A 14915-nucleotide genomic window follows, 5' to 3' on the forward strand; every position below is an offset into this window, starting at 1 on the left:
GAACCTTTTTAACACAATTATGAAGGTTGAAACTTTTGATATATAAATGATTGTTAAAAATAAATCGATAAAAAATGCATTTGTTTTCTAAATGCCTTGAAAATCTTACTTTTGTCAATCGAAATTTGAAAATGACTACATGGAATTTGTAATTAAGATATCCCAATTCTTATTGAGCTTGTCGCTGCTGATAGTATTGCACGAGTTAGGACACTTTATACCAGCCAAAGCGTTTAAGACTAAAGTTGAGAAGTTTTATCTCTTTTTTGATGTAAAGTATTCCCTCTTCAAAAAGAAAATAGGAGAGACTGTGTACGGAATTGGTTGGTTGCCGTTAGGCGGTTATGTGAAAATTGCTGGGATGATCGATGAGAGTATGGATAAGGAACAAATGGCAAAACCACCACAACCTTGGGAATTCCGTTCTAAACCAGCTTGGCAGCGCTTAATCATTATGCTGGGTGGTGTTACCGTTAACTTTATTTTGGCCTATTTCATTTTTGTTGGCGTTTCGTTTTTCTACGGGGATAAAGACTATCCTTTAGCCAGTTTAAAGGATGGTTATAGAATAGAAAACCCTTTATTACTAGAGCTAGGGTTTAAGACAGGAGATAAAGTTCTTGAAGTCAATGGTGAATCTGTAGATTCCCATTCAGATATCATTAGAAATATAATCACCGCTGAAGAGTTTACCATAGAGCGAGAGGGCTCAATACAAAAAATCGATCTCCCAGAAGACTTTTTAGGGCAACTTTCTTCAAGAAAAAGAGCAGCACTTTTTAATCTTAGAGTACCATTTATGGTTGCTAAGGTGAATGATACCCTTCAAAATAAGGATGTAGATTTAAAAGAAGGTGATATTTTATTGGCTATAGAAGGGAAACCATTAGAGTATTTTGACGAACTCGAATCTAGATTGAAACTATATTCTAACCAAACAGTTAGTGCAACCTTTTTGAGAGAAGAGGAAAAAATAAGTAGAGAACTGGAAATATCATCAGATGGGAAAATGGGTGTTTTTCCGGCTTTTTCAGAAAAACGTTTTGAAGAACTGGGATATTTTGGTGTGAGTCGCAAAAAATACACATTTTTAGAAAGTTTTGGAGGAGGTGTAGACAAATTTGTTAATGAGGTAACAGGATATTTTGATCAGCTAAGAGTTATTTTTACACCTAGTACAGGTGCTTATAAAGGACTTGGTGGGTTTAAGGCGATTTATGATATTTTCCCTGATTTTTGGAGTTGGGAAGCGTTTTGGAGATTAACTGCATTTTTGTCTATTATGTTAGCGGTTTTAAATCTTTTGCCAATACCAGCGTTAGATGGTGGCCATGTGATGTTTTTATTATACGAAATGATTTCAGGACGTAAGCCAAGTGAAAAGTTCTTGGAGCGGGCACAAATCATAGGATTCTTTATTTTAATAGCATTGGTTTTATTTGCCAATGGGAATGATATTTTTAAGGCTGTGACGCGATAAACAATTTTAGCGATAGTACTTAAAAAATTGAATTTTCATATTGTAGAGATTAAAAAATAATTTATATTTGCGCTCGCTAATGCGAAAATATACTTTCCTCAGTAGCTCATCCCGATAGCTATCGGGAGGTTAGAGCAAATTGGAAAAAAAGTTCTTTAGTAGTTTATGAATTATGTTTATGTAATGTATTCAAATTCTTTAGATAAATACTATATCGGTGAAACAATAGATTTAGATAATAGAATTAAAAAGCATAATTCTGGTTTTTATGGCACTTCTTTTACAAGTCAAGTAAAAGATTGGAAACTATTTTACAGTATCGAATGTGAAAATAGAAATCAAGCTAGAAAAATAGAAACTCATATTAAAAAAATGAAAAGCAAAACGTATATTCAGAGTTTAAAAACATATCCTGAAATTACAATAAAGCTTAAACAAAAATATTCTGACATTCCTCAGTAGCTCAGTTGGTTAGAGCATCTGACTGTTAATCAGAGGGTCACTGGTTCGAGCCCAGTCTGAGGAGCAACAATAATAAGCCATTCAAGAAATTGAGTGGCTTTGTTGTTTTCTGTTTGCATACAATTTGCATAAAATCAATCTAATATTGCCTATTAATGGTTGAACTCTCTTATGAGTTAATTAATTGATTTCTTTTATAAAATTTAAATGAAAGTTATAAGTTCAGCAATTGTTTGTTGCCCCAAATTAGGTATTTAATTCATCTCTTACTCTCTACGATAATTTGAATAGAAAATCTACCTTTACCTTTAATAAGTTAATTGACCTACGAATAGATAGAGACTAATCATTTATTAATAAAATAGATGTCAGTCGGCTTAATAGCTTATGAATAAAGGGTTTAAAGTGATGAAAGCGAAAAATTTATTATGATTTTTTTCAAAATCAAAGGGGCAGGGGTTTAAATAATTGACTTTTCTTTTTGAAAATTTTCTCTCAGAAGAGGGTAGGTATTTACTTTGGCAAGGGCGCTTTCTGTAAAAGCTCCTTATTTTTTTTGGACAGTAAAAGGACGTTTTTAAAAAAATGTAAATCATTAGCACATCGTATTCAGCCCTATCAATTGATAAAATACTATACTTATTAAACAATAAAGGAGTCATTCATTCGACCAATATTCAATTTTATTTGGATTTAAAATTAATTTCGACATTCTTTCAATATTGAACGTCCTGTCTTCTTCTCTCATATAACAATAGCCTACAATACATAATGAGTTACCAACAGTTTTAAATTCTGATGGTTTAATCGTCCTCAAACTCTGAACTCCACCATCAAATTGAATTGATTTATGGTACTCAAATTTTACATTAAGATTATAAGTAACACCTAATTGTAGTAAGTTTTTAATATCACCTAAACTATTTGATTTAAGATGAGTTTCTTTTTTTTGAATAACCTCTTTGTATCTATTTAAACAATTTCGTCTTAGTTCTATACTTTCATTATCGTCTTTATTTATTTCAAGATTTTTATTCAAGTATTTTATTGCAGTATGATATTGCTCTAGGCGATAATTTGCTTTTGCTACCCAATAGTAAACATTATTGCTGCCAGGTTTAAATTCATCAAATTTTATCCAATCACTAATTGCTTCTTGATAGTTATTTACGTCATAATAAGCACTACCACGCCAGTAAAAGGCATAAATGTTAGAACGATCTGATTCAAGTGATTTACTGTAATATTCTATGGCTTCATTTGGTTGGTTGTTTTGCTCATATGCCCTTGCTAAACTATATTGAACTTTGGTATTATTATTTTCAATCTCTAAGGATTTTAAATAGTATTTAATTGCATTTTCAAAATCTTTTTTATCCGAGAATTCATCTGCAACTATTGTTAAATCCTCTGCTTTAATTTTTTGGGTATAATTACAATAGTGATGATTATTGCAAGCATAAAAATATCCATAGGGGCCTTTTCTTTCAACCAATTTGCCGTTGTCACACCACCCACACCTTAACGTGGTAATTGGTTCATTTACTTCAATTTCAGTTATAAATTTTGAAGGATATTCATGGCTAGATAAAATGTGAACGTGCTTTTTTGCTCTTGTCAATGCAACATAAAACAAACGCCTTTCTTCACCATTTGGGAATTGGTCAGCTTTTGACAATAGGAAATTTAGTAGGGGGTCGTCTGATATTTCAGAAGGGAAACCATAAGTGCCTGAATTTCCATTTAATACAATAATATAATCAGCTTCCAAGCCTTTAGAAGAATGAACAGTAAGGAAGCTTATTTGGTGGTTATGCTCCTCTTTATATATATAGTTATATCTATTTAATAACTTATTGTATTGTTTTGAAATTAGCTTCGAATCATCAATAATTCGGTTTTCAAAATCATAACGTCCTAAAAGCAATATTGAAACTTTATTATTTTTCTCATTCTTATTAATCTCATCAAGTGCGTTATTTAAAGCCTTAAATGCTTCATTTCCATTTCTTTCAGCATCATAGTATTTATGTATTGTTAGTGGGCTTAAAACTGATTGTTTATTACTTTTTAGGGATTTCTCAATTTGATTAGGGTTTTTTAAAATAAAGTTACTTGAAAGCTCTATAAGTTTATTATCAAATCTATATGTATGCTCTATGTAAGACTTTTTAGTTTTTCTTTTAAAGCCTTTTATAGTAGAAGTTTCAAAATATTCAGAAAAGCCAGTAAAAACGCCAATGTCACTACCTGCAAATCGATAAATAGACTGCCAATCATCACCAACACAAAATAATTTAGTATTAGGTTTTTGATCTAATAACGCTTTAATCAATAGATATCTTGATTGAGATATATCTTGAAATTCATCAATAATAATGTATCTGTAAGGAGAGGAAAAATTATTATTTGAAATTAATGTTGTAGCTATATTAATCATATCACTAAAATCAACTTCCTTACGCTCCTTTAAATAGTTATCATAATTTTTTAAAATTGGCACAAACAACTTTAAAAACAACATTGCCCTTTTGTTATCTTCTTGTTTAGCCCTTGATGAAAGATTATTGATTGATTCATTATTTGATTTATACAATACTAAAAATGTATTGATTAATTGAGTAAACGCATCTATATCCTCAGGTGTGTTCTCTTTTATGTATTCCAAAAGCTCATAATCTGAAAATGGGTTAAATTCCACACCTTTCTCTTCTAATTTATCTTTTAGGTTTGGTAATAAAATCCCCTTTTTCTGTTCCCAAGAATACGTTTCAACGAGTGTTGTGCCGTTATATTTATGTTCATTCCTTTTCCAATCAATCCCCTGATTATAAACTTGTTTAGCAGACATACCTTCTTTACCTTTAAACCAAGACGGCACATTGTTATTTTCATCAATTCCAAAATGCTCTACATAAATATCATATTTAGGGAGATAGAAATCGGGTTTATATTGACCAAACTTTTTACTTGCGGTTTTGTATTGATAACTTTCTTCATATTTGTATTCAATCTTATTTCTAAACAAAAAGTTTGCTATTAATACTTCTTCTTGACTTTTAAATCTTTCACGATACCTAATTTCTACACCATCTTTAGTAACCCTATCAACTATTTTATAACCTTCAAGTTTTTGTTCTTTAAGGTAGTTTTGATGCTCAGAATCTGACTTAAATTCATGAATGTCTTTATATGGCTTTAAATAATAGGCTAAAAAGTCTAACAGTTTATTAAAATAGTCATCATCTGATTTAGCATTAGATATGAAAGAAGATAAAAGTTGTAATATCTCTTTTTGAGATAAGCTAAAAATTGATGGCTTCTTATTAGTAGATTCTGCTATAATGTCTAAACCTAATTTGTGAAATGTTTTTACAGGTAATGAGATATCCATTTTTCTCTGGATTCTTTCTGCCATTTCATCAGAAGATTTACGAGTAAACGAAATAAGCAATATTTCTTTTGGATTTACTCTTAATCTTTTGGTTAAATAAAGAACCTTACCTGCAATTGTTAGTGTTTTCCCTGAGCCTGCTCCAGCAATTATTAAGTTGTTGTCTTCATTCGTAACTACGGCATTTCTTTGCTGTTCGTCTAAAGATTTCCCTTCAACATCGCTTAACAATTCATCTACTTTTTCAATTTCATCAGAAACAAAGGTGTCGTTTCGGACTTTAATTAAATCCTCGAAATTTGAGTATTCAGAAATAAAAGTATCTATTAGTCTTATCTCATTTTGGAAGTCTGGTAAGTCTTTATAGTCAGTTATTTTCAGCTTATTAAATAAGCTCGTATAGTTGGACTTAAAATTAAATGAATCATAGTTTGCTAAAAAACTTTTTCGGTTACGGAATTCATCAAAATCAACATTGAATTTTTTGATTTCATCTAGTTGTTTTTGTAGGCTTTTTTTTTGTTCTTCGCATTTTAGCAAATACTCAATTCTTTGCTGACGTGCTTCTTCTTCAAGTCTTTTTTTCTTTTTAGCATTTGAATATGCCGAAACAGAAATAGCTGTTAAAGCAATACCTCCTATTACAAAATAAGCTACCAAATAAACGAATTTTAAGGTTAATCAAATTTTAATTTTACATATCCAATGCCTTAATATTTGACACTAATATCCTTAAAAATATGAATCTTTTTTTAAGAAAAAGTAGTAAAAAACGTCATAATTTATACTACTTAAATATTGATTGTCAATTTATTGAGTCCGTTAGTATCTAAATCTTTAGCAATACTTATCTTCTTAAATTACCTAATAAGTGCTATTAATAATAAGCCATAATGTCCATATTAATACTACATAGATACAATAAAAAAATGTACGATTGCCGTAGGTGTTATTAATGCCTTTATTTTTCATGATTACGTGTCTATGAAAAACAATTCCAATAACAACTATTATAGCTAGAATTTGAAGTTTTTTCATTTCAGGTGGTAAATTGAACTCTGTTGCGTTTAAGACAATCATAATAAGCGGTTTCCGTATATGATTAACCCAATAGCAGTATAAATGATTATACCAACGTCTGTATAAAGCATAAACTTCCCAAAATTCAATTGATTTTTTTGTTTCATCTTTTAAAAATCAAATGCAGAAACCTCAAAGCACTTGTTTTATTAAATGAAAAAAGCGTGAGGTTTCAAGCCTTATAGTGATGAAGGTATCGCCAAACACCTAGCAACAAATAAGTACTAACTCACGCCAAAACTGGCGAGAGCATCAGACTTATTAGTTTTGTTGCTTAAAAATTTGGCGATTTTACATCACAAACTAATAGCTTAACGCTTTCGTATTTCTTATATCAATTGTAAATGTAGCAATTATAGACTATAAGTCTTTCATAATGTTTTCAAATCATATTTATGTGTATATTTACCTACCCTTCCTAATTAATAGATTTTTATTCTTACCATTTTAAATGGCTAGGAATCTATTTGCAAAATTTTAAAATGCCAATTACAGGAACAGAATTTGAAAGCTACACTAAGCCGTTTTTTCGAAAGGTTTTTGAAGAAATAGGGTTTGATGTTTTAGAAGTTAGAAACCAAACATCAGGCACTCAAAATGGCTTTGATATAAAAGTGTCTTTCACAGATGATAACGGAATTGACAGAAGTATTTTTATAGAATGTAAATACTACGAAACAAAACTTTCATTTACTCAAATAGTTAAAAAGGTTATCGAATTAAATGGCTCAAATTATGTTCCAGATGGTTTTATAGCCTTATCTCCAAAAGAGGATATAAGTAATATCGATGATAATTTGAAAGCACAGTTAGAGTCTTCATATAAGTTTCCTATTAAGTTTTTGACACCTGATTCCGATGTGCATAATTTATTTTCGCTAGATAAAGAATATTACAAAATAGTTTATGATGAAGACTGTCCAATTAATTTAGATAGAGATACATACTTAAAAAAGTTTAAAGCTCGAATTAATACAATTCTTAACCAAAAAGAAACTCTTTCGATTAGCAATATCATATCAATTTCGGATTCGGATGATACCCCTGAAGAAGAAGAAGGTATGAGAACCTCTTTAGATGAAAAATTAGATGCATTAAGCCCCTCTAGTGAAGAGAGAATAAGATACCACCAACTTAGATGTAACTATAAGATATTCTTGGAAGAACAACAAGACTTGAATAATGTATTAAGAGCGAAAATTTTAGACTGGCAAGATGATTTAAGAATTAAGGCGTATAGACTTACTAATAAATTTCAATCTGATCCAGATTATACACCAAGAAAATTTTTCCATGAGTTTTTCAAAGATGCAGAATCATCACTTATAAGTTTTTATGAAAGTAATTCGTTAAGCGGTAGCCAAGAAAAACTATTGCACGGTGCAGTTATGGAACTGGCTGCGGAGTGTCCTTTAGATTGGAGAAGATAATATGAAAGATATAAATACTTTAATTACAGCAATAGAAAAAAACAACCTTCAGGTAAGAATAAATTTGGAGAGACCATATTATATTCAACCTGAAGATAGATTAAATTATAGGGCGCATAGAGTTTTGCTAATATTAAAAATGCTCAACACAAAAAGAGGGTTATCAAAAGACGTAATTTCATGCATGGATTTTCTATTGAGAAATACCACCTATCAAAGAGAATTCATTTTGCAGTATTTTAAAGACAATAAAGCTATAATAAATAAAATAAAGAATTATAATTCTACCTCTAGTGTAGAAATGGACAGAAATATTGTTCAATACAAAAGTTTGCCTTGGGACTTAAGATTTAACGATATGTTTCTTTTTCTTTTAGTTAGAGAGCTTATTGTCTTTACTGAAAGTGAAAAGAACCCTAGAGCAATAATTAGTGATAAAGGAATTGATTATTCACAACGATTTGATGAAATTTTCCCCAATGAAGCTAATTTTTTAGAGATTTTTGGTAAAACAATTTCTGAAGACAAAACAATTCATATAATAACAAAAGTCATCCCAGAGTCATATTGGAAAGAGAATGAGAAACTTATTCATTAATAGACTAAAATATAATATTAGTACATCTGTTGGCTCTAAATTTGGAGCGGATATTGAGTTTGACAGGGGTCTTAATATCGTATATGGGCCAAATTCTTTAGGAAAGACAAGTATTATTATAGGTATGTTATATACCTTAGGTTTAGAAAAATCATTTGGAATTTTCAAATCTGCTCAAAACCCATTTAAACCTGAGTTTTATGATAGTATTGAAGGGGAAAAAATATCACAATCTTATGTTCAACTAGAGATCTCCAATGGCAATAAAATAATATCTATTGCTAGGAGTATTATTGGAAAAACAAACGTAGTAGGCATTAAAGATTGTAAAATAAGAGATTTTAACGACACAAAAAAAATTGATTACTACGTTGCTTCAGGAGACGGAGTTTCTACAAAAGGCGGTTTACAGCACTTTCTTTATGAGTTTTTAGATATACCTTTTTTAGAAGTCCCTACTTATGACGGTGGCATTTCTAAACTATACTTAGAAAACTTAACGCCTTTATTTTTTGTTGAACAAAGAGCTGGTTGGTCTCAAATTCAATCTATGCAAGTCACTCGCTATGGAATTAGGGATGTTAGAAGAGTTGCATTTGAATACTTAATGGGATTAGATAGGTTTGAATCTCACCTTATTGAAATTAGAAAAAAAGAAATACAAGAGAAAATCAGAAGGAAAAAAGCAGTTCTAAATGATAGGGAAGAAGAGGTTATTGTTGGGATTAATGGAGAAAAAGATGAAGACGTATTATTAGTCAATAGAAATGATATTGGAAAAACTAGTGTTCATGATGGCTTAAACTATTTGGAGAAAAAGTATAATCGTGAATTACAAAACCTTGAAAATCTGAATCAAAATGATGGAGGTGATAAAGATGAAAGTAAAGGACTGAGACAAAAACTTAGAAGGTTAGACTATCAACTCCGTAAATCAGTTGACAGGGCAAATAAGTTAAATTCAGAAATAGACGGATATATTAATTACATAGAAAGAATACATATAAATAAAGCAAAGAATAAACAGTTAAAGAAAATTGAAAACCTTGCTTTGTCATTAAATATAAATACTTGTCCAGTTTGTGAATCAGAGCTAAAATTAGAGGAAGAAGGAGTATGTAAATTATGCCACTCAGAATTAAAGAGAAAAATTTCTTCCCCTGACCAAAACTTAGCTTTTTTAGAGGATGAAGAGAAATCTTTTAAAGAGGTTTTAAAATCAAAGAAATTAGAGCTGAAAAAGGTTAGAGTTTCTATTGCAGACCAAAAAGCCAAACTTAAAGATGTAGAGGAAACAATAGAGCATAGTATAAATACTTATTCTGATTCTAATAGGTCTAAAGTCCGATTAAAAGTTTTAGAATTGGATGATATTAGGGAGGAGATGAAAAGGTATAGGTGGGCTTCTAGGAAATGGCAGGAACTTGAATATTTTCGAGAAGAGTTAGCCGAGTTGGAGTCTGAGAAGAAGACAATTGAAGGTAAACTAAAAGACCTTAAATACACAAAACGAGATTTAGAAATTTTAAAATCTATAGTCGATAACTTTCGAAATAATGTAAGAGGCTTAGATTTATTCAGAAGTAAAGAGTATTTAATAAATCAAATTAAAATTGATGAAAACGATAACTATACACCTTACTTAGATTCTTATGATATTTACAATATTGTCAGTTCAAGTGATAATGTTAGAATAATTTTAAGTTACTACTTAAGTCTTTTACAAACATCTGTAAAAAAGGAAAAAGATAAAAATATCAGGTTTCCAAATCTTTTGATTTTTGATGAGCCTAAACAGCAAAATTTAGATAATAAGACATTAAAGAAATTCATTAGTTTAATCGAGAAAATAAGTGAGAATAAGAGTCAAATAATTTTGACTACTTATAGTCACGTTGAAAAAGAAAAGAGTTTATTTAAAAAATATATATGTCATGAAATGGTAGACAGCAATGATTACCTATTAAAAAGAATAGATTGATTTTTTTTTAATATTAATTCATGAAAGTTCTTGTAGTACTTCTCGATTGTCTTTATATTTTTTTCCGAAACTTTGGCTAGTTTTTTTTGAGTTATTTTACCTAACTCGTTTACATTCCAATTGTGGATGCAATCATTTATTTCCTCGATGGTCTTTTTTTGTTTTAGCTGCCCCATTAACCTATTCGTAATAGTTTTTTTCTCCAAACTAGTCAGGTTTGATTTAGGATTGAATATTACCCTTCTTTCCCTATTTAAAATTGGAGTTATTTCCTTGTTTTCAAAAACCTTTGAGAGAATCCTTAAAACTTCCCTCTCTTTTAAAGGCTCTTCGCATCTTGAATTATTAATGCTGTAAATTAATCGAAGAAGTTCCTTGTTTGATTTATTTGGGTTTAAAGCTTTCATTTGGTAAGCTAATGCAGATAAAATTTGGTTTCTATTCCCAATAGGTATATAGCTTGGGATATAGGCAAGTGCAGTTAGAATTTTCTTTTCAGGGAAAAATAAGTATTCTTTTCCGCCAAAGTCAAAATCAGCAAAATTATCATACAACCAATTGTTATTTTCCCCCAAATCGGAGTTATCCTTTCTTTTTTTTATAAATACATCCGTATTGGGGGTATATAGATTGTTAGTGCTTGCTATATAAGTTAAAGAATTATTATTGATATATATATCCTTATCATAGCTTTGAATACAATACTGTGAAGCTTTATTAGCGCATTTATCGGCTATAATTCCAAGCTCTTTGACTATTGACTCATATGTTAATTTGAAGTTGTCCAAAGTTAGGTTATCAACTTTGACCAACAACCCTCTTCCTTTTCCTGAAAGTGAGAGCCAACTAGCGAATATTAGTGGATTATTTGTGTCAATTTTGGTGTTGTTGTCTATGTCAATGTATAAAAATCCAGTAGGCTCTTTTATGTTGCGATTATTCTTATAAACACTGAAGGTAAAATTTAATGTATAGCAGGGGATTTGCCATTTCAGGACATTATAGCCTTCATCCTTACCATTAGATTTTAAATCTCTTGCCCTTTTAATAATAGATTTGACCTCAGTATTTGGGTTCTTGATTCTATCAAGAAAGGTGTAAATGTCTATTTCCTCAATCACAGTCGGTTTGGTAACGTTCAAAAAACAATTAGGCATTATTGTTCCTCCTTCCTGTATTAAGATAAGTGTAGGCTTCTCCTTCTATCTCTGCAATAGTTTGGATGCGCCCTCCCTCTATGTAATTTAGAAGAGATTCTCTTGAGAAGTAAAGTCGATTTCCTCTTTTCATATGAGGAAGTTCTTTCTTACTTACTTTAGCATAAATTGTAGGTACTGCGAGATTTAAAAATTCGGATGCTTGTTTTATGCTTAGTAAATCTCCTGTTTCTTTTTTTGTATCATTTTTTTCAAAACTCAATTCTTGTGTTGCTTCCTTAACCCATTTTTTGAAAATTGGTTCGAGTTCTGATAACGATAAATTAATAAATACTTGCTCCATTGTTGTTTCTTTTTAGTTAAACAATGGGTGCAATAAAAAATGAGGTAAGGGGTCACGTAATGGTTACTCCCTACTTCAAAACAATGGAATTGTAGTTATTCTGCCTGTTCTTCTTCTAAAATATTTTTGTCGCTTATAAGTGAAGTAAGTGCCTTTTGATAATTTTTTTCAATGAAGGGTATTATTTTTTCAAACTTTGCAATGGGGTAATCTTGTCTTTTGTAGAGTCTTCTTTTTACTGAATAATAATTTGTTTTAAATGAATTTAAGGTAGTGTCAATTTTATGAATAACCATGAAATTCCCCCAAGCTTCTTTTTTAGTGTTGAAAGGTTCAAGTAGATTTTTTTCATTTGCATAGTGAAAAATGGTAGCCCATTCAAAAACACTAAAATCATTTTTGTGAATATGATTTATTTTATCAGTTATGCCCTTAATTGGCTCATTCACTTCAATTTGAGATAGCTTTCTGAAAAAATGTTTAGGTAAGTCATTACCAATGATATTTGCATATCTATTAAATACTTCGTGAGATGTGCTTAAATATTCATTTAGATTTCCATTTTCTTGTATTATGTTCTCGAAAATATCTTGCAATTCTATCGCGCTTGGAATAATAGCTTGATCGTAGTCTAAAGCAGTTTCTATTTTATTTCTAATTCCTCTTATATATTCTTCTGAAAAATCAATATTTACTTTTCTCTCTCTTTCTTGCTCTAATTCTTTTAGTTCAGTCTCAGATGGTTGGAAATCTCTATTATTAACTTCGAATTTTGTTGTTTTCACACTCTCTCTAAGGGTAAAATTTCCTTTGTCTATTTCCTCCCAAAACATTTCAATTGTATCTAATCCGGAATTAATGTAATCGGTGTAAATTTTTATATTTTCTAAATGTTCTAAAATGTTAGTTGTCATAAAAGCTATATTTAAAAATCCATTAATTTACTGGCTAATTCCTTCCTTGTTTCATCTTCAAATCCGTCAAAATAAGCCTGAGTTGTTTTAATATTCTTGTGACCTAAAGATTCCTGCATTAGTTCCATAGAAGCACCTTTTCTAATAGAAGTCGTTGCAAAACTATGTCTAGCCCAATATGAAGAAATGTCTTCTGGAAGCCCGATTGATTGGGATAATTTTTTAATGTGTTGATTTATAAATCGAGTGAAGTTCTCAATCTTTCTCATTTTCTCATCGGAAGACATGCTTTCTGAAATTATATCAAAAATATAGTTTTCATGGTTTTGATTTGATAAACCATATTTTTTAATAATCGACTTACTAAAATAGTTGAGATAAACAGTTATTTTTTCTAGGTTGGTTCTTGAAGAAAATTTTGTTTTAGCTCTGTAAAACTTTATGGTATCACCATCCATGTTTTCATATTTTAGCATGGCGATGTCTTTAATATTTATACCTGACATACTATAGGATAAAAACCAAAAATCTTTGGCTTTTTCCTGTTGAGGACTTTTAGGTTTGGCTTCAAAAAGTGTTTTCAACTGTTTTGAATTAAGTGATTTTTTCACGCCTTTGGCGGAAGGTGTTTTGTATTTTCTATTGCCAAAGGGATACTTCTTTTCATCAATTTTGTTTTCGCTTATAGCTTTGTTGAAAATTGCCTTAAGACTTCTTAAAACTATTCCTATCGAGGATATGCTTAAGGATTTACTATAATACATTTCAAACTCGTTTAACCAATGTATATCGATATCAGAAAAGGACAATTCAAGGTAGTTTCTGTTCTTATGTGTTTCTACAAACTGTTTAACCTTGTCTTCGCTATACTTATAACTTTTACCTGTTTTTAACCTGTCATTTTTGATTAAGAATTCTATGTAATCTTTATAATGGAAATAAACTTTCTGTCCTGAATCGGGTTTATAATTCATTTCCTTTTCAAATTGTTCAATAGAGAAAGGACTAATACTAGCAGCCTTTTTATTGGACATATTCTCTAACCCCTGAAGTCTTAACCTTAAATCTTTATTCTCCTTTCGTGGTTTTGGTGAGAGCCATACAGCTTCGAACTCTTCAATTGTAAAAGCAAATTTTGTAGAGAGTAATTTTTGTCTTTTAGACCTTGTGCAATAAACTCTTAATTTTACAGGGTATTTACCATCTTTTTTTATACTTCGTTTGTCTAAGTATATTGAAATCGAAAATTCTTTTTTCATCACAAAATGTATATTTGCATAAAATTTGCATACAATTATACATAATTTGCACAAATAAAGATATATGAATAGAAGATATTTTTTGTTAAATAACTGTATAACAGAATAATAATAAACATATATAAAGGAATATAAATGAAAACTTCTGACTGTTAATCAGAGGGTCACTGGTTCGAGCCCAGTCTGAGGAGCGTAGCGACGAAGCCCATTCTTGAAAAAGGATGGGTTTTCTTTTTTGGAAAAACTGGGCGAGAAGCCCGTACTGAGCGACGTCGAAGTGAGCCCTCCCGATAGCTATCGGGACTGAGGAGCGTAGCGACGAAGCCCATTCTTGAAAAAGGATGGGCTTTTTCTTTCTAATACTTTGAAGTACATTAAATTACTACCTCACACGTCTCCAAGTTTCACTATCGCTATATCCCCAGGCCGTATAACTTATCTTTAAGGTATTATGATTTTCTAGTTTTAGGTTGGCTTGAACTTCATAATTCTTTCCTTCATGTTCAAAAATGTAAACTCCAGTTCCTTTTGTTCCTTTAAATATCACTTTCTTCATAATGACTGAGCTGTACTTTTCGTCTTCTCCTTTATCTTTTTCAATGCTATACGTATAGCACTTTAGTCTATCATTTTCTATTTTAAATTCGTATATAACTTGGTAACTTTCATTCTTTTCCGTGTAAGTCGCCTCCCATTTTCCAAGTAACGGATGATTTGTTTGGGCACTCATAGTGGTAGTAAAGAATACGAGCACCAAAGCGAATGCCGAAATTACTTTTAGAGTATTCATAATGTAGTTTTTGATTATTAATCTTTA

11 protein-coding genes and 1 tRNA gene are annotated in these 14915 nt (G+C 30.4%); 6 read left to right on the top strand and 6 right to left on the bottom strand.

All coding sequences use genetic code 11. The features are described from left to right. The first annotated feature begins 139 nt into the window (after positions 1-139). From rseP to Q0972_RS05145, 3 genes are all read left to right on the top strand, one after another. Positions 140-1480 (top strand): RIP metalloprotease RseP, encoded by a 1341-nt coding sequence (rseP, locus tag Q0972_RS05135; RefSeq protein ID WP_299363448.1) that lies wholly within the window; start codon positions 140-142, stop codon positions 1478-1480. Positions 1481-1645: 165 nt separating this feature from the next. Beyond that, entirely contained in the window at positions 1646-1942 is a 297-nt protein-coding gene (locus Q0972_RS05140) for a GIY-YIG nuclease family protein (protein ID WP_299363451.1), read from the top strand. Then, a tRNA-Asn gene (locus Q0972_RS05145) sits at positions 1933-2006 on the top strand. The genes Q0972_RS05140 and Q0972_RS05145 overlap by 10 nt, the downstream gene beginning before the upstream one ends. Positions 2007-2600: 594 nt before the next feature. On the opposite strand, the gene Q0972_RS05150 is transcribed toward Q0972_RS05145, so the two are convergent. Further along, positions 2601-5996 carry a UvrD-helicase domain-containing protein gene (locus tag Q0972_RS05150; RefSeq protein ID WP_299363453.1) on the bottom strand — a complete coding sequence of 1132 codons (3396 nt, stop codon included), beginning with the start codon at positions 5994-5996 and terminating at the stop codon, positions 2601-2603. A gap of 902 nt (positions 5997-6898) precedes the next feature. Here Q0972_RS05150 and Q0972_RS05155 point away from each other — a divergent pair. The 3 genes from Q0972_RS05155 to Q0972_RS05165 are packed head-to-tail and all read left to right on the top strand — an operon-like array spanning position 6899 to position 10425. Further along, positions 6899-7846, top strand: a complete 948-nt coding sequence (locus tag Q0972_RS05155; protein ID WP_299363455.1) for a hypothetical protein — start codon at positions 6899-6901, stop codon at positions 7844-7846. A gap of 1 nt (position 7847) precedes the next feature. Continuing rightward, positions 7848-8444, top strand: a complete 597-nt coding sequence (locus Q0972_RS05160; protein ID WP_299363462.1) for a hypothetical protein — start codon at positions 7848-7850, stop codon at positions 8442-8444. Continuing rightward, positions 8425-10425, top strand: coding sequence for a hypothetical protein (locus Q0972_RS05165; protein WP_299363465.1), 2001 nt, complete (start codon positions 8425-8427; stop codon positions 10423-10425). The genes Q0972_RS05160 and Q0972_RS05165 overlap by 20 nt, the downstream gene beginning before the upstream one ends. Here Q0972_RS05165 and Q0972_RS05170 read toward each other — a convergent pair. The 5 genes from Q0972_RS05170 to Q0972_RS05190 form a co-directional block, all read right to left on the bottom strand. After that, a complete protein-coding gene (locus tag Q0972_RS05170) occupies positions 10401-11546 on the bottom strand; it encodes a BT4734/BF3469 family protein (RefSeq protein WP_299363467.1) in 1146 nt (381 codons plus the stop codon). The genes Q0972_RS05165 and Q0972_RS05170 overlap by 25 nt on opposite strands. Before the next feature lie 28 nt (positions 11547-11574). Continuing rightward, the gene (locus Q0972_RS05175; RefSeq protein WP_299363469.1) at positions 11575-11925 is read right to left on the bottom strand and encodes a helix-turn-helix domain-containing protein; all 351 of its coding nucleotides are present in this window, start codon (positions 11923-11925) and stop codon (positions 11575-11577) included. A 95-nt stretch (positions 11926-12020) separates the two neighbouring features. Further along, on the bottom strand, positions 12021-12839 hold the full coding sequence (locus Q0972_RS05180) for a hypothetical protein (protein ID WP_299363471.1): 819 nt from the start codon (positions 12837-12839) through the stop codon (positions 12021-12023). Positions 12840-12850: 11 nt separating this feature from the next. Next, a complete protein-coding gene (locus tag Q0972_RS05185; protein WP_299363474.1) occupies positions 12851-14098 on the bottom strand; it encodes a site-specific integrase in 1248 nt (415 codons plus the stop codon). Positions 14099-14480: 382 nt separating this feature from the next. Beyond that, complete coding sequence (locus Q0972_RS05190; RefSeq protein WP_299363476.1) at positions 14481-14888, bottom strand: hypothetical protein; 408 nt, start codon at positions 14886-14888, stop codon at positions 14481-14483. Positions 14889-14915: the final 27 nt, after the last annotated feature.

The sequence above is a fragment of the Winogradskyella sp. genome (assembly GCF_028282165.1).
Taxonomy (GTDB): Bacteria; Bacteroidota; Bacteroidia; order Flavobacteriales; family Flavobacteriaceae; genus Winogradskyella.